Raw genomic sequence first — 21,708 nt, 5'->3', positions numbered from 1 at the left:
ACAATTCCTTTGGAAAAATATAACTGCTTCTATGTGTCCTTATTTTTATACTTACATACGATTTAACAGCAAATATTTTACGACTTGCTGCCTTTTATTCTTTGTGTAATCCACATCACAACGCAATACAGTACCGGTATGAGGAAAATACCCAAAACAGTGGCAAAAAGCATACCACCTACTACCGCTGTACCCATGCTGTTTCGGGCGGCAGCACCGGCCCCACTGGCCAAAGCCAATGGCAGACAGCCGATAATAAACGCCAAGGAAGTCATAAGTATTGGCCGCAATCGGAGTCCAGCCGCCTCGATGGTCGCCTTGATAGGATCCATTCCAGCATCTACACGGACCTTGGCAAACTCAACTATGAGAATTGCATTCTTGGCCGCCAGACCCATCAGCATAATTACACCAATCTGCATATAAATACTGTTTTGCAGGCCAGGATTCAGATGACCACAAAATGCCTCAATGTAAAGCAAACTACACTGCACGAAAAATGCTCCAAACAAACCGGTAGGTACCGAAAGCAGTACAGCAAAAGGAACACTCCAGCTCTCGTAAAGGGCTGCCAAACAGAGGAATACGAATACCAGTGCCAGCATCAGAATCTGTCCGGTGGTTCCAGCCGATTTTTTCTCTTCACGGCTCTGGCCCGACCATTCCACCATAAAACCAGCTGGGGCTTTTTCCCGTACCACTTCCTCCATAGCAGCTATCGCCTGCCCGGAACTGTAACCCTCAGCTACAGCTCCCTGAATACTAACGCTGCGGGCTCCATTAAAGCGGGTAATAACTGAAGTTGAGGTAGAAAGTTTTGGTGTAAGAAGACTATCCAACGGAACCATGTCTCCAGAACTATTACTTACAAAACAGAACTTCAATGCCTCGGATGCGCTTCGATATTGGGCATCAGATTGCATCATAACCTTATAGGTCCGTCCAAATTGAACGAAATCATTAACCTGGGTGCCACCATAATTTATCTGCAATGCCATAAATACATCAGCCAGGTTTACCCCCATCTTTTTTACCTTTTCCCGATCCACCTCATATTTGCACACCGGGGAAGCAATCGAGAAAGTACTGTATACCATGGCCAACTCCGGCCGTTGATTAGCGGCCGTCAAAATTTCCTTTATGATAGCATCCAGCTCCTGATCCGTGTGACCAGTCACATCCTGCAGCTCCATACTCCAGCCACCTACCATACCCAAACCAGGTAATGACGGTGGAAGAATACCCATAATTTGTGCCTCAGGGTATTCAACACCCAAAAGATTAGCCTTTTGAATAATAGACATAATGGATCGTTCCGCAGTAGTACGCTCCCCCCAGTTGTCCAAGCAGATAAACATGGCTCCTGCATTGGACTTGGTACCTGACGAAAGAACATCATAACCGGAAACCCTCAAAATATGTGATATTCCAGGTACCTCCTGCAGCTCCTTGCTATACGCATCCATGGTTTCATAGGTGCGGTTCAATGATGTGCCCTCCGGCATAGTCACTGCAGCGATAAAGTACCCCTGATCTTCATTCGGAACGAAGGTTGACGGCAACTTAGTATAGAAAAATCCCGCCAACACACATATTACCAGCAGTGAAGCCAGCCCAGCCTTAAAGTTGTCAATTATCCAGCTAACCCCACCAATGTAACGATTTTGAGTGCGTTCAAACCAATCATTAAATTTGTCAAAAAATCTATCCAGGAAATTCTTTTTGGAATTTGGATTATGTGGCTTCATCAAGGTAGCACAAAGGGCTGGGGTAAGCGTTAAGGCAATAAACGCTGACAAAGCCATTGACACAACAATTGTCAACGCAAACTGCCGATAAAGAACCCCTGTCGTCCCCCCCAGGAACGCCACCGGAATAAACACAGCAGAAAGCACAAAGGCAATAGCCACTACCGGCCCCTGCACTTCGTCCATGGCCTTTTCAGTAGCTTCCACCGGGCCCAGTCCATCACGCTTCATATGGGATTCGACATTTTCCACCACTACTATGGCATCATCAACAACCAAGCCTATGGCCAGTACCATAGCAAACAGCGTCAAAGTGTTAATGGAAAACCCTAAAATGATAAAGCTGGCAAAGGTTCCGATAAGGGATACCGGGATAGCCAAAACCGGAATAAGGGTTGCTCGCCAACTCTGAAGGAAAAGAAATACGATGATAATAACCAACGCCAAGGCTTCTTTAAAGGTTTGCACCACTTCGCCAATGGATTCGCTGATAAATTCGGTATTATCAATGATATTCACATATGCCATATCATCCGGAAAATTCTTGGAGGCTTCCTTCAATACCTTTTTTACCTCGCCGATGGTTTCCATGGCATTGGCATCATCGGTCAGCTTGATACCATAACCAGCAGCCGGGGCACCATCACAATCCGAAATAATCGAGGTGGTCTTGGCTCCGGTCTCAACCCGAGCCACATCTTTCAAGTATACACAGGAGCCATCAGAATTCGCCTTTATAACAATATTGCCAAATTCCTCCGGAGTTACCAAACGCCCTTCCACACTGCCTGTGTACTGCTTTTCCTGGTTAGCCGGTGCCGGAAGTTGACCAATGGTCCCCGCCGGAGCCTGAATATTCTGCTCCTGAATGGCAGTTTTTACCTGTGAAATAGTAATCCCCAATTCAGCCAGTCGGTCCGGATTCAGCCAAACACGCATGGCATAAGTGGAACCAAAGGAAGATACCTCGCCTACGCCTGGAATTCGCTTGAGGCTGTCCACAATATATATATCTGCATAGTTCATCAAAAAGGTGCGCTTGAAAGTACCATTTGGTGAAACCATCGCAAACATAAAAGCCATATCACTGGATGATTTTCTCGTGGTAACACCGGTATCCTGAACATCAGATGGCAGGCTGGCAGTGGCAATAGACACATTGTTCTGTACCAATACCGAGTCCATATTACCGTCGGTGCCCAAGGTGAACCTCACATCCAGGCTATAACTACCACTATCATCCGAAGTGGAAGACATATAATCCATACCCTGAGTACCATTTACCTGTTCCTCAATAACCTGAGCCACCGTCTGATTTATAACCCTGGCATTAGCACCAATATAGGTGGTGGTTACATTGATAGTTGGCTGGCTAATCTGCGGGTATTGGGCAATTGGCAGATTGAATCCTGCCAAAACACCAACAATAACGATAATAATGGCTATAACGATGGCGAAAATCGGACGATGTATAAAAAATCGAGCCATAATCCCGCCTCCTTATGACTTGTTTACAACTTCAGTAGATTCTTTCAGGGAGAAACCCATATCTTCAGCTGTTACCATGGTGACATCAAGGTCCTTGCCTGACTGAAGATTTGTAAGGCCATCCACTATAACGGTATCATTGACTGTCAGACCACTCTTGACAATATAATAGCTGCCTACCTTTTCACCCAAAACAACATTTCTGGAGACAGATTTACCGTCCGGACCTACCACCAACACAAAGGATTCCTCCAAAAGCTGCTGTACAGCCCGTTGCGGAACCAAGATGGCATTCTTGGCTGTAACACCTACAAAGCGCACCCGGGCAAACATTCCTGGCAACAAGACGCCCCGCGGATTACGCAATATAGCATTTACGGTCAGGGAAGCCGACTTGTCCTTAAAGGACCGATCCACCGCCGTAACATCACCTTCCAATGGGTATTCATCACCATTGGACAATATAATCTTTATTTTTGGCACATAATTATCGGCTTCGTCCCAGGTTCCTTTTTTATAAGCTTCGGACAGAATATTCAGATACTCAGCTTCACTGATACTGAACTGGGCATAAATCGGATCAACAGAACCAATGGAAACCAGCTTGGTGCTGCCAGCTGTGGCGTAGGTACCAACAGCTACATCATCCACGGAAAGTCTCCCACTCATTGGTGCATAAACAATCGTATCATTCAAATTTTCCCGAGCTTTTTGTACAGCTGCCCGCTGGGATTCTACCGTAGCCTGATTTGCTACTACCTCTTCCCGTTGATTGACCAAGGACTGTTCGGAAATGGCTTTTTCCGAAAACAGCATTTCATCTCTGGCCAATTCGTCCTGAGCAGACCTGAGGGCGGCCTCTGCCTTGTGCAGATTGGCCTCTGCCTCTATAATAGCCGATTCATATTGCCGAGAATCAATTCTATACAAAGGAGTCCCAACACTAACCTCATCACCAGTTTTAAAATACTTTTCCATAATACTGCCAGAAACCCGGGAATGAACTTCAACATCATCCGTCCCCTTCAGGTGTCCCGGATAGCTATAGGTAAGCGGTGCATCCTGCTGAATAACCTTCATGGCCTTCACAGGAACCTTTTGAGCCGTCTCCTGGGGTTCACTGCCACAACCAGCCAACATAATACTAGTGGCTAACACAAGGGCGCTCACTAAAGCTCCCATTTTTTTCCCATAAAATCCTGTCACCGGTTATTCCCCCTTTTTCCCGTTGCTGTCAACAAATTGACGATAAGGAGTTATATCCAAATCCACTGGCACTCCCATAGCAGTATCCAGGCTGGCCTTGCTGGTATTATATTTATACAGTGCTGAAATATATTTACCTTTGGCCGATACCAATTTATCCTGCGCATCCATAACTTCAAGGTTTGTCCCAACGCCAGCTTCATAACGAACCATTTCAATGCGGTAATCCTCCTGAGCTTTAGTCAAAGCTTCCTGCATTGTGCCGATATTTTCCTCGGCAGCCCGCATATTTAAATAAGCAGTATGTACCTCCAGCTTTACACTGTTCACCTTATCCTTCAATTCCGCCTCAGCACGGTGCACCGCTGATTTCTTCCTATTCACCTGAGCTGTAGTCACTCCACTGTCAAAAACATTCCATTTTAGTGATAGACCGGCGCTCCAGCTATCCGATGTGATATTGTCATTCTTAAAAGGCGAACTGCCACCTATATTCCGACTAACTGCCGCATCTACCTTCGGCCGCATACCAGACTTTGCCACATCCATTTCGGCCTTTTTCTGGTGCAGGTTAAATTGCTTTTGAAACAGATCCGGCCGATGCAGTCTGGCATAGTCATCACATTCAGGCAAGGTGGCGGTGTACTGTTCATAGGCCAACTGTTCCCGTGGTACAGTTTCTGTTTCCATTGGCAAGCCCACATCCTTGTTAAAGGTTGCCACCGCCACATGCAAATCATTGACGGCGGTTACCAGCTGTTGTTTACCCTGTGCCAGAGAAACCTCCGAGCTAAGCACATCCTTTTGTGCCACTACACCAGCCCGAAATTTGGCATCTACATTGTCCAAATGCGCTTTCAAATTGTTGACGGATTCCTGATATACTTCCACTTCACTGCGACACTTCAGTATATTGTAGTAATCCGTTGATACCGTGTTACGAATATTTTGCTTGGTCCGCTCCAGCTCCAGTTCGGCCCCGGAAAGCCCCATTTCAGCTGCTTTGATATTGTTTTCTACCATCCCGCCGGAATAAACTGGCATGGACAGGGAGAACTGATTCGCGTACAAGCCATCATGTGGCCATCCTTCATAGGCTTTGCCGCCTACTTTATAAGCACTGCTGGACCAGCTTGCTTTGGGGCCGGCATTTCGCCGTGCTTCTCTTAACCCCCAATAAGCACTGTCCAAATCGCTGGCACTCGCTTCAATTGAATAATTGCGTTCCAAGGCCAGACGAATCCCCTCGTCCAGCGTTATATCCAATTTTTCAGCTGAAGCAACACTTCCGACCATGGACAACATAAGTGCCATTACGACTGCCCCGACTTTTTTGCGGCGTAATTTCATATTCTATCTCCTCCTTTGTATAAGGATAATATCCGTAGCTATGGCAACAAAATAACCACCATACCGCCCAATTAACCGACCAAAATCGTTATATATTTCGCATATTCGCCACTATAAACAAAAATTCCTTCCAAAGAGATATTTTTTTAACCACTGTTCCCAAAGACGAAATTGTACATCATCACTTTATAATTTTGTTACACTTAATCATCTTTTTTCCATATTGCTAATTTAAAATGTAAACAATGATAGGCCTATAACAACAATTACTAGGAGGTAATGTATGATGAAAAAATTTATAACTATGCTTTCCGCTTGTGCGCTTATTATTTTAAGCAGTGTAGCTTTTGCTGCGACACCACCAAAGGATGTTACCACCGAGACTAAACCAACGGCAGTAGCTGATGAAGCTACGCCACCAACCGCTTCCGGTGAGGCAAAAACATCGATGGGTACTGACTGGAGTACAGAGTACTCATCAGAAATTCCCCAACCGGTACTGGATGCCTATAAAATAGCTACCAAGGGTCTTGTCGGGGTAGGTTATAAGCCAATGGCTTTCCTTGGTCAATCGGCAGACAACACAAAATATTGCATACTTTGTCAAGCAAAAGTGGTTGTGCCAAATGCAAAACCGTACTATGCGTTGATGTTCATAACCAAGGATTCGCAGGGGAATGCATCCATTGGCAATATCATAAAAATTGATTTGGCCGAATTAGCCGGTAAATAAGAAACAGGGTTGGCATATTGCTAAAAATCAATCTGCCAACCCTATTTTTGTGCTTGATATTTTATTGTATAATTTCATCAGAAAATACATTTAATAATCATAATATTGGGAGTGTGATATTGTGGCCGAAGAAGTTATTAAGTACGAAAAGGAAGACCGGATTGCCATTTTGACACTTAATAGACCCAAGAGCTTAAATTCTATGAGTCTGGATCTTATCAATGGCTGGATAGAAAAATTACATCAGGCAGAGCACGACCCGGAGGTACGGGTTGTCATCCTGACCGGAGCTGGACGGGGCTTTTGTGCCGGCGGAGATTTAGCCTCTCTGGATAAGCTAAACACCACGGAGGAACGACGGCAATTTGTTGCCCAGGCCGGTATGATAGTCAAGCTCATTCACTGTATGTCCAAGCCGGTTATTGCCATGGTAAATGGCGTAGCCGCCGGAGCCGGCTTTAACATTGCCATTGCCTGCGACCTTTGTTACGCCGCCCAAGGAGTAAAATTCATCCAGAGCTTTGCCAACATAGGCCTGGCCCCCGACTGTGGTGGATATTATTTTCTGGCCAAAACCGTGGGGTTGGCCAAGGCCAAAGAATTGATGTTTACTGCAAGGCCGCTAGAAGCCGAGGAAGCCCATACTCTTGGACTGGTAAATGATGTATTCCCAGCAGACGCATTACGGGAAAAAACCTTGGCTGTGGCCAGAAAAATCGCGGGAGCAGCCCCATTGGCACTGGCTATGATGAAAAAGGAAATCAATAATTATGGTGCATCCCTGGAGGATACTTTGACCTATGAATCCATGGCCATGGCTATGTTGCTGGGGACAGAAGATTTTCAGGAGGGTATAAAAGCCTTTGCGGAAAAGCGCTCACCAATATTTAACGGAAAATAAAATATACTAAGCTTAATAAACGAGGCACCTTACTTTTAAGGTGCCTTTTCAGCTCTTATCCACTCTGCATTGAATACAAAAAATACAATATTGCTCCCAGCACAGCCAAAGCAGCGGCTTTTAAGTATCTGTGCTTATTTTCCCACCGAGTGATTTCTGACAATTCTTCCTGACTTTCCACTTTCCCTTATAACTACTTTATGCGTAAATTATATAATTTCCAAAATATAATGTCATCAAATAATGTTTAGGGAATATAATATTTACAACCATAATTCTGAATGATAATATACAGATAATAAAACTTAGCCATTGATATTGCCATCGAATGAAGATGGTCATTGGGCTTATCTTGCGGATTTAATATTTTCTACAGTTTATAGGAGGAGTATTAAAAATGTTAATATCCAAAAAACTAATTGCATCAATTCTGGCTGGCTTGCTGATTGGCAGCACCGGATATGCGGCAACTGCTGACAGGGAAAATCTTGCCCAGGTAGCCCTGCTGCAATCTTTGGCTCAGGGGTATTTCGGCGGTACGGTCACTGTCAAGGACCTGCGTGCTATGGGTGACACCGGTATCGGCACCTTTGAAGGGCTGAACGGGGAAATGATTGTACTGGATGGCACAGTTTATCAGGCGTTGGGTGATGGCAGAGTTGTTGTAGCCCCTGATACGGAAATCATTCCTTTTGCCAATGTCACTTATTTTGACAATGATATTTCTATCAAGCTGTCCAACATTGCAGATAAGGCCTCCTTGGAAAAAATCTTAAACCAGGCCGTGAAGGAGCAGGGTGAGAACAGCTTTTATATGGTGAAGCTGCACACTAAATTCCCTTCCATTCTGTTCCGCAGTGAATATGGCAGCAGCAAGCCTTATCCGACCCTGGTAGAAGCCCTCAAAGGCAAGCAAACCGAATTCACTCATAAGAATATAAAGGGTACACTGGTGGGATTGTACTGTCCTAATTACATGGGTGAGCTGAACTCTGTCGGGTGGCATTTCCACTTTATTTCTGATGACCGTAAACACGGTGGCCACATTCTGGAGCTTGCTATCAAGGATGGTGAAATCCAGTTGGACAAAACCGATAAATTTTCAATGACATTGCATAAAGACAAGCATTTCCATGAAATAAATCTGGCCAAGGATATGTCCGCCGACATTCGCAGTGCTGAACAAGACACCCAAAGTGCTATGAACAACGCCCAATAAACCAAATTTATTTAGAAAACTACAGGAGGCCTACAATGTATGTTAGTCAATACTGAAATAAAAGACAGAATTGCTTATATAAAAATGCAAAACGGCAAACATTTTAATTGTCTCAGCGAGGAAATGTGCCTTGATCTCATTACAGCCATAAAGGAAGCCTATGCACAGGAATGTGTAGGAATTGTTCTGCGGGCTGAGGTGAACCGTCAGGTTTGGAGTGCCGGTCATGATATTCGTGAGCTGCCGTTGGATGGCAGCGACCCATTAGCGTTTAATGTCCCTATGGAGGAGCTATTACGGGAGGTACAGGATGTGCCTATACCGGTTATTGCCTGTGTAGATGGTACGGTTTGGGGTGGTGCCTGTGACCTGTGCCTGTCCTGCGATATGATTGTCAGCTCCAAGAATGCCACCTTTGCCATTACTCCGGCCAAAATTGGCATTCCTTATAACGCTTCCGGCCTGCTCCACTTCATCAATCAGCTAGGCATCAATAAAGCAAGAGAAATGTTTTTTCTGGGCACCCCAATAGAGGCAGAAGATGCTTTGAATGTAGGGCTCATAAATCATGTAGCAGAGGATAACGAAGCTCTGGAAAAGCTGTTGGAGGAGCATTTTTTGGCACCGCTTCGCCGGAACAGTATTCTGTCAGTCAGTGCAATTAAACGCCAATTCCGCATTCTTTCCCGGGCATCCACGGTTATCAGTGCCGAGAGCTTTGAACGCATCAATGCGTATCGTCAAAAAGTATATGGCGGTGATGATTACAAGGAGGGCATCAATTCCTTCCTGGAAAAACGGGCACCAAACTATAAAGGCAAAGCTTCGGATTTAGACTGAAGTTCCTATATCGGTATTTACGGTAAATACGGTGACTTTTGGGAAAAGTACCCTCATTATTGGGCAGACCAGTAAAGAGGGTACTTTTTTAATTTTAAAAAAAATATAAAAATTGTTGTTTTGACTTATTGACTTTTTGACTATTCTGACTATAATAATAATTGAGGCAAGGGAAAGAGTTCCGGAACAGAGATGTTCAGCAACGCGCCTCACCAAACAACAAAATATACAATGAAAGGGGATCGTTATTATGTTTGGCATTATTCCATTTGATATGAGAAATGATTTAGCAGCACGGGAAGACGGTTTCGATCGCCTGTTCAACTGGATGAATCGTCCAATTTCCAGCTTCTTTAATGATGCTGGTTTTAGCGGAAAAGCCTTTAATGTTGATGTGAAGGATACCGGCAACAGCTATGAGCTGAAAGCCGAGCTTCCAGGTGTATCCAAGGACGATATAAACCTTTCCTATAAGGACAACTATCTTACCATCTCCACCCAGCAGGAAAAATCTCAGGAAGAAAAAGATGAGGATGGCTGCTACATTCGTCGGGAGCGTTACAGTGGTAGCATGAGTCGCTCCTTCTACATTGACAATGTGGATGAAAATAACTGTCAGGCGGATTTTAAGGATGGTATTCTTACTGTTACCTTACCTAAGGCTGCTGAACGGGTTGATACACCAAAGCAGATACCTATTCACTCCGCATAATAAGCAAGCGTCATAGGCGCACCGTAATTCAAAAGGTCGGCAGATTGCTCTGCCGGCCTTTTTGCATATAACGACTAAAAGAAATATGAAAAAACAAAACCCCGAAGCCTTTATCTCTAAAGGTTTCGAGGTTATTTTTCATATGGTGGAGACGAGGGGGCTTGAACCCCTGACCCCATGCCTGCCAGGCATGTGCTCTCCCAGCTGAGCTACGCCCCCATGAGTTTCAAGTCTTTTTATCAACCGTGTTAGATTATACATCAAGAAAAGAATTTACACAACCCTATTTTTAAATCTATTGTTTTTTCTGAGAAATATCCTGAAAAATAGTGCCATCATCCTATATGAACAGCAAAGGATTTTCCCCACCAATATAGTATATTACAGGTAATAAAATATAATTTGGGTTAATCGGGGGGAGGCATCCACAATGAAAAAAATTCTTCATCTGGCAATGTTGGTAATGTTTGTTTTGACCGGCACGGTATTAGTGTCTGCCAATCCCAACGGCGGAGTTCCCAAAGGTTATACCTTCCCCACTGGAATGACTCCGGTCCAAACCATAAATTACTTCCATCATAAAATTGTGGATGGTGATTATGGGTTGGCCCATGATGTGCTGACAGAGGATTATAAAAACTTCTTTCAGAGTTACGACGATTTCAAAAAGGGATATTCCACCACTTTGACCAGTAAGCCCGAAAATTATCGTATGAGTGAGCAAACAGACCACAGGGCAACATTAACATATATTGTAAAATCACGGGATATGCTGGCTAATCATCACATAGTTGAACAGACCTTTGAATGCACAACTGTGCTGAAAAAAATAGACGGCAACTGGCTGATAGACAGTGGCACCGGCGAACTGTTGGAGCGAACTGAGCTGAATTCATATCAGTCAGCAGCTGCAGTGCTAAGAAGCTATCACGAATGTATCACCAATAGGGAACTGCGGGCGGCCTGGAACATGCTGGATGACACCTATAAGCCTTCCTTTGGCGATTTTTCTACATTTTGCAGTGGCTTCACTACCACTGTAAGCAGTGATGTCAGCAATATCGTCCCTGTTGCCGACAGCTTCAACGAACTTGCCTTGGAATATACGCTAACAGCAAAGGATTCGACGAATGAAACCAATGTAGTACAGGTATTTGATGGTATGGCCCAAATGATATTAACCCCAGATAAAGGTTGGCGGATTTTGTCGGCAGAAAATCATCTAAAGGAACAATTCTTCCCGCCGAAATGGTAATTTTACACTAAAAACAGAAGCCGGTGTTCCACCGGCTTCTGTACATTTATTTTGTACTGGTATCTATCGAACAGGTACATTTTCCCTCAACATCACACTTGGCAAAATACTGTTCTTCCAGTGGTATCCAGCGTGTTTTAAACATGCGGGCCGCTGTCGGCCCATTTCGCTGAATAATCCGCTCCATTTGTTCCTTAGGAGACACTGTCATAAAAATGCGATAATCATAGTATTTCTGCAAGGCCGGATGACAACTATAGGATCCCTCAACAATGCAGACCGACTTTGGTTCAATAAGAACCGGTTCCTGCAAGGACTGAGTTTTACAGTCAAAGCGCTGATAGGAGAAGTTTTTTTCCCCTGCCCGCAACGGTATCAAGACCTCTGATTCAAGCCGCTCCCGATCCACATTACCGCCTGGTGTATTCAACCGTTCGGCGGTGCGCTGCTCCGGCCGCAAAAAGAAATCATCCATATGAAATACCGTTGCCTCTATTTTATTTTGCAAAAAACTGGCCAAGGTGGTCTTTCCAGCCCCACAACGCCCGTCAATAGCTACCAGTAACCGTCCGGCAAAATTGTTTAATTTGCCTGCCAGAACGGTAATATCCCGCAATACATCATACCGGTCCATAATCAAAAAACCTCTTATAAGTTCATCGTCTCTGTTAATGCAGCACAAAATAAAGGTTAAAATGCAACCATTACATTTTAACCTTTATCATTGATTTTTCGTCTTCGTTCCAGTTCATGCCATGTTACTTCATCCACGATTCCAATTTTTCTGCTTATATTATCCAGCATACGGTCAATCTGCCGCAGCGCACCATTCATATCCTGCACTTCCAGCAGACTTCGGTGAATTTTCATGGCCAATATTTCATAATCTTTATTTTTCAAAATACTATCCTGCCTAAAAAAAAATAACTTATAGTATTATTATACCGTAGTTAACCAGGAAGTTCTACACTTAATTGGTACTTCAATCCCATAGAATTATTTAAAATTACCCTGCCGGCTTACGATATAATGGCTAGAGGGACTTTTTATGAAAGGTGGGGTATTATGTCCAGTATGTCAGCCAGTAAACAATCAAAAATCAATGGATACTATGATACTGCCCCATATGTTACCAGTGAGAAGCTTGAAGGATTATGGGGGTGGCTTATAACCAACTTTATTGATATGGAAGCCGACCTGAGAAACATAATTGACAAAATGCAGCTTTTGGAACAGGATATCCATGACCTACAAAGTGAATTGCGAAATATTTGATAATTACCACCAGCTAAAAGAACCGTTCCCGGTTCTTTTTTATATGCAGGCAGTACCCCCCTAAAACAGGTAAATAAACTATCTCTCGTTGCGATGCGAAGCTAGCCTAAAAAATGCTGAGCAGAATATTTTTTATATTATATGGAAAAATTTTAACGATTGCGTTATAATACTACTGTTACGCGGATAGAAAATCCGTGCATATCTATGGAGAGGTGTCCGAGTGGTCGAAGGTGCTTGACTCGAAATCAAGTGTGGTTAATAGCCACCGTGGGTTCGAATCCCACCCTCTCTGCCATTAACACTTAGTGACAGCAAGCTATAAGCGCAGCTGGAGCTTAGTGATAATCACTCGAAAAAGACCGTTGGATTGGTCTTTTCCCGTGCCATTAACACTTAGTGACAGCAAGCTATAAACGCAGCTGGAGCTTAGTGATAATCACTCGACAAAGGCCGTTGGATTGGTCTTTGCCCGTGCCATTAAGTATTGCCAAGAGATTGCCCCTGCAGCAATCTCTTTTTAGGAGGAATAACTTTGATAAGTCGTGTTCGTACCCGTTTTGCACCTAGCCCTACCGGCTATATGCATATTGGTAATTTGCGCACCGCTCTTTATGGGTATCTGTTTGCCAAAGCCAATAATGGTGATTTTCTGCTCCGTATAGAGGATACTGACCAGAAGCGCTATGTGGCTGATGCAGTAGAATTTATTCAAAACACCCTGAAAGCCGCCAATATCATTCCCAATGAAGGCCCTGATATAGGTGGTAACTGTGGTCCATATATTCAGAGTCAGCGTCTGGACATTTATAAAAAATATGCAGAAGAGCTTATTGAAAAAGGACATGCCTATCGCTGCTTCTGTAACGATTGCAGTGAAGAACAGCATGCAGCCCAGGAAGCCGGTGATGCAAAAAGCTTTGGCGGTTATAATCGGGCCTGCCGGGATTTGGATCAGTCTGTTATTGACCAATATCTGGCGGAAGGCCGTCCTTATGTTATCCGCCAGAAAATGCCACTGACAGGGGAAGTTACCTTCCATGATGTGGTACACGGCAATATAACTATCGCCTGTGACACTTTGGAGGATCAGGTCATCCTGAAACGGGATGGTATGCCAACCTACAATTTTGCCAATGTTATTGACGACCATCTTATGGATATCAGTCATATTTTCCGCGGGACAGAATTCATCACTTCCACACCAAAGCATGTACTCCTATATCAGTATCTTGGCTGGGAGCCACCTGTATTCATCCATCTGCCGCCTGTAATGGGGAAAAATGAGGATGGATCCGTTTCCAAGCTCTCCAAACGCCATGGTGCTACCGGCTTTAGCCAGCTGGTTGATATGGGTTACCTGCCGGAAGCCATCACCAACTATGTGGCGCTATTAGGTTGGAGTCCAAAATCCGAACAAGAAATTTTTACCATGGAAGAGCTTATCAATAAGTTCTCTCTGGAAGGCCTCAGCAAATCCCCAGCTGTGTTCGACTATAACAAGCTGGATTGGGTAAATGGGGAATATTTCAAGGCAATGAGTGACTCAGAGTTTGCTAAACACTCCAGTGCCTTTGGCGGAATTATTGCTGAATCCCTGCATGATAAATGGGAATATCTGGCTGCACTTCTTCGTACCCGGGTAAACCGTTATAATGAAATCCCGGAACAGATTGGGTTCTTCAAGGAATTGCCGGAATATGATATCGATCTGTTCAATAACAAGCGGAACAAGGTCACTCCGGAAAAGGCAGCGGAAATCATCCCACAGGCAATTGATATTCTAAACACAGTTGCTGAATGGACCCCTGAGGGTATTGACGACAAGCTCCAACCGGCCATTGCCGACAGCGGAATCAAGATGGGTACATTTATGTGGCCTGTAAGAATTGCCCTGTCTGGACAAAAGGTAACTCCAGGCGGTGTTACCGAGCTGCTCTACCTTTTGGGAAGAGATGAATCATTGAAACGACTGAACTTCGGTCTTAGCAAGATTCAAGGATAATATAACGAGCTTTAAGATTTCCCCCACCTCTTTAGGTGGGGGAAAACACCAGCTCGTTGCGACGCGAAGCTAGTCCTTTAGGGAAACGCTAATTGGAAGATTTTTCTTCTAAAGAAGAAAAATTTGAACAATGGCGTTATAATTTTTAAAAATCTAAAAAAAATATTTGACAACCTACCTCAAAATGAGGTATCATATTTGTTGTCAACGGCGCGTTGGTCAAGTGGTTAAGACTCCGCCCTCTCACGGCGGCTTCAGGGGTTCGAATCCCCTACGCGTCACCATAAAAAATTCAGCTCAGGACTTTGTCCTGAGCTTTTTTGTATTTTCGATTCCAGATTACTTGAAAAATTCCATGTCTTTGGAAAGCTTCTCCGCTACCTGTCTTAATCCACCAGCTGATTCGGCAAGGCTCAAAACTGTAGCCGACAGTTCATGCATAGAGGCACTGGTTTCTTCCGCGCTGGCTGCATTTTCTTCTGAAATAGCGCTGAGTGATGTTATCACATTCGATACCTTATCCTTGGAAGTCTCACATTGCTTTGCCCCATCAGAAATTTCATATACGCCGTTTACGGTCTCGTTTATATCACCAATCATGCCGTTTATGGACTGTATTGTTTCGCCAAGAGATGTCTGCTGCTCAGTATTTGCCGTCTTAACTTCATTAGCAGCTGCTACTGCGCCACCAGCTCTGCTGATCAATATATCCATCTCCTGCTTAATTTCATCAGCCAAGGATTTGGACTCGCCGGCCAGTTTACCAATTTCCTCCGCAACAACAGAGAAGCCTCGTCCAGCCTCACCGGCTCTGGCTGCTTCTATGCTGGCATTAAGCGACAACAGCGTGGTCTGGCTGGCAATGCTATTGATGCCATCAACCTTTTCATGAATATTGCTGACTGCGTTTTGGGTTTCCTGTATAGCTTCGGATATATCAGTAATCTTGATGGTCATATCCTCTGCTGATTTCTGAAGGTTCTCCAAAGACTTGGTCGAGGCCGTTGATGCTTCTTTCATGGTATTTGATAATGACTCAAGCCGTTCAGCACTTGACTGTACTGACATAACCGCTTCGCTTATAGTCACCACATTCTCTGAAGCGGTCTGAATTTCATTGGCTTGCTGGGTCGCACCGGTAGCAACCTCCTGAATAGCCTTGGTAACATCATCCGTAGTCCGGGAAATCTGATCCAATGTCCCTGACAAATTATCGGAGGAGTTTGCCACACTTTTGGCTCCATTTTTAATATTTCCCACAATCTGGGTAAGCTTTTTGACCAGGGAATTGGCTGAATTGACCATTACACCAAATTCATCTTTTCTGTCACGGTCATCAACTATTTCCACAAACTTGCCTTCTGACATTTCTTTAAGGGCATTGGTTATATTCTTGACCGGCTTATAGAATCCTCTGGCTGTGAGCACGGCAAAAAAGGCCGCTATGCCCACCATTATAAGGGCAACAATTACAACTATAATCGCTGATTTTTTAGCTGCACCCAAGATTTTTGTCGAATCTGTTGCTACAACAACCCTGAAAGCAGAATATGGCTCTTTAACATAGGCAATATGGGCGGAATATCCCTTGCCTGTGTCTGTAATGTAGAATCCCTTATCCTTTCCGCTGGTCATAGGCACAGATTTTGATCTGTCTTCCTCTTCGTGATCCTTGCCAATAACATACTGGGAATGAGCGGCAACAAATCCGGTTCTGTCCAATATAAATGCATCCTCAAAGGCCCCAGCCAACAGGTCGTGGAAATCCTCCATGTCGTAATTTCGCTGAACACTGCCAATTACCTTGCCTGTTTCATCAAAAACCGGAACTATCATGCATATCTGGCGTATGCCTGTGGCCTTGGATACCATTACATCCGATACATAAATCGGGGTTCCTTTCATGGCCTGCTTGTAATACTCTCGGTCAGAAATATTTACACATTTGCCGACGGTTCTCAATAGCTGATTGCCATCTGTTCCGGTGAGGGTCGTACCATTACCGTCATCCATGTAGGCATCAATGCCTTTCATCTGAGCAAACACATCATTACCCAAGGCAGCATTTCCGCTTGGGTCTTTTAAATATACTATAGTTGAAGGTGTAGTGGCCAATACTTTCAAGGCAGACACATTTTTTTCGATGACCTTGGCGAAAAGATCTTCCATATAGCTTGCCTGCCACTGCAGACGCTCCTGGGCATCTTCCTCAGCCTTATCGGTGGAAGATACATAGCTTATAACAGTGGACAATACCATAGGAACAAACACCAGCAGCAGCATTATGCCAATCAGTCTGGTTCGAAAGGAATCCCTGGTTGATACCAGTTTCGAATAACCATCATCGTTTTCGTTGTACATCCCAAAATCACCTCTCACCTTTTTATATTTTTATTAGATTATTCTCCATACTCGTGATTTTTCCTGCTTTGTAAAACCACTATTAAATTTATTTGTTACTATGTGGGAATATCTGCAATAAAAAATGGGCTGTAAGATGAATTATCATCATACAGCCCGTTTTTACTGAACTAATTTATCTATTATTTGTTCATTGCCTCAGCAACTGCTACAGCAACTGCTACGGACATACCAACCATTGGGTTGTTGCCGGCACCGATAAGCCCCATCATATCTACATGGGCAGGTACGGAAGAAGAACCAGCAAACTGTGCATCAGAATGCATACGGCCGAGAGTATCGGTCATACCATAGGAAGCAGGACCTGCTGCCATATTATCTGGATGCAGAGTACGACCAGTACCACCACCGGAAGCAACGGAGAAGTACTTCTTGCCAAGCTCAATGCACTCCTTCTTGTAGGTACCAGCTACTGGATGCTGGAAGCGGGTAGGATTAGTTGAGTTACCAGTAATGGAGATATCAACCTTCTCCAAATGCATGATGGCAACGCCCTCTGGAACAGAGTCAGCACCATAGCACTTAACCTTGGAGCGAGGACCATCAGAGTAGGAAACCTCTTTTACAACATTAACCTTACCAGCCTTGTAATCATATTGAGTCTGAACATAGGTAAAGCCGTTGATACGGGAAATAATCTGAGCAGCGTCCTTACCAAGACCATTGAGGATTACCCGGAGAGGATTTTTACGAACCTTATTTGCAGTCTGAGCGATACCAATAGCACCCTCAGCAGCCGCAAAGGACTCATGACCAGCCAGGAATGCGAAGCACTCAGCATCCTCAGTGAGGAGCATAGCAGCCAGATTACCATGGCCAAGACCAACCTTACGGTGGTCAGCTACAGAACCAGGTACGCAGAATGCCTGAATACCTTCGCCGATAGCCCTGGCAGCATCTGCTGCAGTCTTTACACCCTTCTTGATAGCAATAGCTGCACCAAGAGTGTAGGCCCACTTTGCATTCTCGAAGCAGATTGGCTGCAAATCAGAAACGATAGCAGCTGGGTCAAAGCCCTTTTCCTTACAAATATCAGCGGCAGCTTCAATGGAAGCAATACCATATTTCTTGCAAACCTCATTTATACCGTCAATGCGGCGCTCATAGCCTTCAAATAATGCCATTTCTTTTTCAGTCCTTCCTGTCGTTATCTCAAATTATTCCTTACGAGGATCGATGTAACGGGCAGCATCTGCATAACGGCCCTTGGTGGAGGTGTTCTTCTTGATTGCTTCGTTGGCATCAACGCCAGCAGCAATAGCTTCCATAGCCTTGCCAAGATGAACAACTTCATAACCGATAACACGGTCTTCTTTGTCAACAGCCATCTTAGTAACATAACCTTCGGCTAATTCGAGGTAACGAGGACCCTTCAGCTTGGTGGAGTACAGAGTACCTACCTGGCTGCGGAGGCCCTTGCCCAGGTCATCCAGACCTGCGCCAATTGGCAGACCATCATCAGAGAATGCAGTCTGAGTACGGCCATATACAATCTGCAGGAAGAGCTCGCGCATTGCAGTGTTGATAGCATCGCAAACCAAGTCAGTGTTCAAAGCCTCCAGGATAGTCTTGCCTGGGAGGATTTCAGAAGCCATAGCAGCAGAGTGAGTCATACCGGAGCAACCGATAGTCTCTACCAAAGCCTCTTCAATAATACCGTCCTTAACATTCAGGGTAAGCTTGCAGCCGCCCTGCTGAGGTGCACACCAGCCGATACCGTGAGTAAGACCGCTAATGTCCTTAATTTCCTTGGACTGTACCCATTTGCCCTCTTCTGGAATTGGAGCTGGACCATGGTTTACTTCTTTTGCAATGCATGTCATATCTTCAACATGCTTATCATAATGAATCATTTCGTATTCCTCTCTTCACTATATAATAATACACCATGGCTGGCAGCTCTGATATATCAGAGCCACCAGTCACTAACATTAAACAATGAGAAAATTACTTGAGCTTAACCAACGGAGTGCCGGTCATTTCTGCCGGAATTTCCATACCAGCCAAAGTAAGCAGGGTTGGAGCAATATCACAGAGTGCGCCATCACTGGCAATCCAGCCTACATTGTCAGCTACCACAATAAACGGTACCGGATTCGTGGTATGGGCCGTAAATGGTGCCCCCGTCTCCGGATCTACCATCTGATCAGCATTACCGTGATCAGCTGTGATGCAAACAACACCACCAACCTCACGGATAGCATCAACAAACCGTCCTACACAGGTATCCACTGTTTCAACGGCCTTGACAGCCGCCTCAATAACACCGGTGTGACCAACCATGTCACCGTTAGCATAGTTCAGGATAATGAAATCATACTTGCCTGACTTAATAGCCTCAACCACCTTGTCGGTAACCTCAATGGCACTCATCTCAGGCTGCAAATCGTAGGTAGCAACCTTTGGTGATGGTACCAATATCCGATCCTCACCCTTGTACGGTTCCTCAACGCCACCGTTGAAGAAGAAGGTAACATGCGCATACTTCTCAGTTTCAGCAATACGAAGCTGGGTCATACCATTCTGGGAAATAACTGCTCCCAAGGTGTTATCAATGGACTCAGGCGGATAAGCCACCTGAACATTGAGGCCTTCCTCGTACCGAGTCATGGTTGCAAAGGAAAGCTTCAATTCCTTGCGCTGGAAACCATCAAACTCAGCATCAGTAAAGGCATGGGTCAATTCACGGGCCCGATCTGGACGGAAGTTGAAGAAGATAACTCCATCACCATCCTTCATACCTTTGTAATCACCAACTACTACCGGAAGCACAAATTCGTCGGTAACCTCATCTGCATAGGATGCCTTAATAGCCTCCACAGCATCAGCGCCCTCAACACCCTTGCCGCTGGCAATAGCATCATAAGCCTTCTGAACACGATCCCAGCGCTTATCACGGTCCATTGCATAATAGCGGCCAGCAACGGTTGCAACCTTGCCACAACCAATTTCAGCAATTTTTGCTTCCAGATCCGCAACATACTCGGCTGCCGAAGATGGGTCAACATCACGACCATCCAGGAATGCATGAACATATACATCCTTTATGCCCTGCTTTTTAGCAAACTCCAGCAATCCGTAGAGATGCTCGCTATGGCTGTGAACACCGCCAGGGGAAACGAGCCCCATAAGATGAAGTGCCCCACCGTTATCCTTGGCTGCCTTGGCAACGCTCAGCAGTGCTTTGTTTTCAAAAAACTCTCCGTCCTTGATTGCCTTGGTAATACGGGTAAGGGCCTGATAAACAATCCGGCCGGCGCCAATATTGGTGTGACCAACCTCAGAGTTACCCATCTGCCCATCAGGCAGGCCTACAAACTCGCCTGATGCCTGAATGTGGGTGGTGGGAAAATTCTGCTTTAAACCATCAATAACCGGAGTCTTAGCAATCTGAATTGCATTGTTCGGGTCATTGGTCTTTCCGTTACCATAACCATCCATAATAATCAATGCAACAGGTGCGTTTTTTAATTTTGCCATTATTGTATCAACCTCAATTAGAATTTTACAATAGCGGAGAAGTCAGCAGCCTTCAAGGATGCACCGCCAACCAAAGCACCATCAACATTTGGCTGAGCCATAAGATCCTTAATGGTAGCTGGCTTTACTGAGCCGCCATACTGAATACGGATTGCATCTGCTGCAGTCTGACCAAATACTTCTGCAACAGCCTCACGGATAGCCTTGCAAACTTCCTCAGCCTGCTCGAAGGTAGCAGTCTTACCAGTACCAATAGCCCAGATTGGCTCATAAGCGATAACCAGCTTGCCAACCTCGTCAGCAGTGAAGCCGTCGAGAGCAGCCTTAATCTGCTTTACAACATGTGCAATGTAGGTACCAGCCTCACGGATTTCCAGAGACTCACCACAGCAAATAATAGGAGTAAGACCTGCAGCAAAAGCAGCACGAGCGCGCTTGTTTACGCCCTCATCAGTTTCACCGAAGTAATCACGACGCTCGGAATGGCCGAGAATAACATACTCTACGCCAATCTCCTTGAGCATACCGGTGGAAATCTCACCAGTGTATGCGCCTTTTGGCTCCCAATGAACATTCTGTGCACCGATATGAATCTTGGAGCCCTTTGCAGCCTCAGTAACAGCAGCCAATGCAGTTGCAGTAGGGCAAGCTACTACATCAACATCCTCTACATCTGCTACCAATGGAGCCAAAGCCTTAATCAGCTCTACGCCCTCAGCAATAGTGTTATTCATCTTCCAGTTACCAGCAATAATCGGTCTACGAGACATAATAAAAATCCTCCTTAAATTATCTATATATCTAAAAAAATGAGTAAAACCTCATCTGCCCAACAGGCACCGACGCAAGTCTAGTACCATCGGGTGCTTCCCCATAAGGGAAGGCATACTCTCTATGCGCAGTTTTTTCACCACAACGCTAAACAGTGAAACAACGGTACATCGAGGAATATTTACAAGGCTTGGAACGCTACGCAACGATAAGGTTCTATGCGCAGGATTTTCGCTGCATAGCTAGGAAAACCGCCGTAAATATCCGCAGTTGTACTTATAATGGTACATCGAGGAATATTTAC

At 44.8% G+C, this 21,708-nt stretch carries 18 protein-coding genes and 3 tRNA genes; 10 read left to right on the top strand and 11 right to left on the bottom strand.

Annotated features, from left to right (window positions below; translation table 11 throughout):
• Positions 1-77 precede the first annotated feature (77 nt).
• Genes QZV24_RS03350 through QZV24_RS03340 form a run of 3 tightly spaced genes read right to left on the bottom strand, consistent with a single transcriptional unit; the run spans position 78 to position 5,792 of the window.
• Positions 78-3,236 carry an efflux RND transporter permease subunit gene (locus tag QZV24_RS03350; protein ID WP_294520113.1) on the bottom strand — a complete coding sequence of 1,053 codons (3,159 nt, stop codon included), beginning with the start codon at positions 3,234-3,236 and terminating at the stop codon, positions 78-80.
• A 12-nt stretch (positions 3,237-3,248) separates the two neighbouring features.
• Positions 3,249-4,394, bottom strand: a complete 1,146-nt coding sequence (locus QZV24_RS03345; protein WP_294520110.1) for an efflux RND transporter periplasmic adaptor subunit — start codon at positions 4,392-4,394, stop codon at positions 3,249-3,251.
• A 51-nt stretch (positions 4,395-4,445) separates the two neighbouring features.
• Entirely contained in the window at positions 4,446-5,792 is a 1,347-nt protein-coding gene (locus tag QZV24_RS03340) for a TolC family protein (protein WP_294520107.1), read from the bottom strand.
• A gap of 283 nt (positions 5,793-6,075) precedes the next feature.
• Here QZV24_RS03340 and QZV24_RS03335 point away from each other — a divergent pair, with 283 nt between their 5' ends.
• The 5 genes from QZV24_RS03335 to QZV24_RS03315 all read left to right on the top strand — a co-directional run bounded on the left by QZV24_RS03335 (position 6,076) and on the right by QZV24_RS03315 (position 10,197).
• Positions 6,076-6,525 (top strand): hypothetical protein, encoded by a 450-nt coding sequence (locus QZV24_RS03335; RefSeq protein ID WP_294520104.1) that lies wholly within the window; start codon positions 6,076-6,078, stop codon positions 6,523-6,525.
• A gap of 121 nt (positions 6,526-6,646) precedes the next feature.
• Positions 6,647-7,426 carry an enoyl-CoA hydratase/isomerase family protein gene (locus tag QZV24_RS03330; protein ID WP_294520101.1) on the top strand — a complete coding sequence of 260 codons (780 nt, stop codon included), beginning with the start codon at positions 6,647-6,649 and terminating at the stop codon, positions 7,424-7,426.
• Positions 7,427-7,823: 397 nt separating this feature from the next.
• Positions 7,824-8,645, top strand: coding sequence for an acetolactate decarboxylase (gene budA, locus QZV24_RS03325; protein WP_294520098.1), 822 nt, complete (start codon positions 7,824-7,826; stop codon positions 8,643-8,645).
• 39 nt (positions 8,646-8,684) lie between these two features.
• Positions 8,685-9,485 (top strand): methylmalonyl-CoA decarboxylase, encoded by an 801-nt coding sequence (gene scpB, locus QZV24_RS03320; protein WP_290656984.1) that lies wholly within the window; start codon positions 8,685-8,687, stop codon positions 9,483-9,485.
• Between the two features lie 250 nt (positions 9,486-9,735).
• The gene (locus tag QZV24_RS03315) at positions 9,736-10,197 is read left to right on the top strand and encodes an Hsp20/alpha crystallin family protein (protein ID WP_294520095.1); all 462 of its coding nucleotides are present in this window, start codon (positions 9,736-9,738) and stop codon (positions 10,195-10,197) included.
• 143 nt (positions 10,198-10,340) lie between these two features.
• On the opposite strand, the gene QZV24_RS03310 is transcribed toward QZV24_RS03315, so the two are convergent.
• A tRNA-Ala gene (locus QZV24_RS03310) sits at positions 10,341-10,416 on the bottom strand.
• Between the two features lie 211 nt (positions 10,417-10,627).
• Here QZV24_RS03310 and QZV24_RS03305 point away from each other — a divergent pair.
• Positions 10,628-11,452 (top strand): hypothetical protein, encoded by an 825-nt coding sequence (locus QZV24_RS03305; RefSeq protein ID WP_294520092.1) that lies wholly within the window; start codon positions 10,628-10,630, stop codon positions 11,450-11,452.
• Between the two features lie 46 nt (positions 11,453-11,498).
• Here QZV24_RS03305 and QZV24_RS03300 read toward each other — a convergent pair whose 3' ends face one another.
• Together QZV24_RS03300 and QZV24_RS03295 are read right to left on the bottom strand one after the other, a co-directional pair.
• Positions 11,499-12,086, bottom strand: coding sequence for a uridine kinase (locus QZV24_RS03300; protein WP_294520089.1), 588 nt, complete (start codon positions 12,084-12,086; stop codon positions 11,499-11,501).
• 77 nt (positions 12,087-12,163) lie between these two features.
• Positions 12,164-12,352: a hypothetical protein gene (locus QZV24_RS03295; RefSeq protein ID WP_294520086.1), complete on the bottom strand. Its 189-nt coding sequence runs from the start codon at positions 12,350-12,352 to the stop codon at positions 12,164-12,166.
• Between the two features lie 165 nt (positions 12,353-12,517).
• Here QZV24_RS03295 and QZV24_RS03290 point away from each other — a divergent pair, with 165 nt between their 5' ends.
• The 4 genes from QZV24_RS03290 (at position 12,518) to QZV24_RS03275 (ending at position 15,016) form a co-directional block, all read left to right on the top strand.
• Positions 12,518-12,727 carry a hypothetical protein gene (locus QZV24_RS03290; protein WP_294520083.1) on the top strand — a complete coding sequence of 70 codons (210 nt, stop codon included), beginning with the start codon at positions 12,518-12,520 and terminating at the stop codon, positions 12,725-12,727.
• Positions 12,728-12,936: 209 nt separating this feature from the next.
• Positions 12,937-13,025, top strand: a tRNA-Ser gene (locus QZV24_RS03285).
• Positions 13,026-13,262: 237 nt separating this feature from the next.
• A complete protein-coding gene (gene gltX, locus QZV24_RS03280) occupies positions 13,263-14,732 on the top strand; it encodes a glutamate--tRNA ligase (protein ID WP_294520081.1) in 1,470 nt (489 codons plus the stop codon).
• Between the two features lie 209 nt (positions 14,733-14,941).
• Positions 14,942-15,016 (top strand) — tRNA-Glu (locus tag QZV24_RS03275).
• 55 nt (positions 15,017-15,071) lie between these two features.
• Here QZV24_RS03275 and QZV24_RS03270 read toward each other — a convergent pair.
• The 5 genes from QZV24_RS03270 to tpiA form a co-directional block, all read right to left on the bottom strand.
• On the bottom strand, positions 15,072-17,093 hold the full coding sequence (locus QZV24_RS03270) for a methyl-accepting chemotaxis protein (RefSeq protein ID WP_294520078.1): 2,022 nt from the start codon (positions 17,091-17,093) through the stop codon (positions 15,072-15,074).
• 182 nt (positions 17,094-17,275) lie between these two features.
• Positions 17,276-18,277, bottom strand: coding sequence for a GGGtGRT protein (locus tag QZV24_RS03265; protein WP_294520075.1), 1,002 nt, complete (start codon positions 18,275-18,277; stop codon positions 17,276-17,278).
• Between the two features lie 33 nt (positions 18,278-18,310).
• Positions 18,311-18,976, bottom strand: a complete 666-nt coding sequence (locus QZV24_RS03260; RefSeq protein WP_363137831.1) for a hypothetical protein — start codon at positions 18,974-18,976, stop codon at positions 18,311-18,313.
• A 124-nt stretch (positions 18,977-19,100) separates the two neighbouring features.
• Complete coding sequence (gpmI, locus tag QZV24_RS03255; RefSeq protein ID WP_294520071.1) at positions 19,101-20,633, bottom strand: 2,3-bisphosphoglycerate-independent phosphoglycerate mutase; 1,533 nt, start codon at positions 20,631-20,633, stop codon at positions 19,101-19,103.
• A gap of 17 nt (positions 20,634-20,650) precedes the next feature.
• A complete protein-coding gene (tpiA, locus tag QZV24_RS03250; protein WP_290656973.1) occupies positions 20,651-21,403 on the bottom strand; it encodes a triose-phosphate isomerase in 753 nt (250 codons plus the stop codon).
• Positions 21,404-21,708: the final 305 nt, after the last annotated feature.

Source organism: uncultured Anaerovibrio sp., assembly GCA_902786545.1.
In the GTDB taxonomy this organism is placed as follows: Bacteria; Bacillota; Negativicutes; order Selenomonadales; family Selenomonadaceae; genus Anaerovibrio.
The sequence above is the reverse complement of the archived record's forward strand: the minus strand, read 5'-3'. Positions and strand labels throughout refer to the sequence as shown.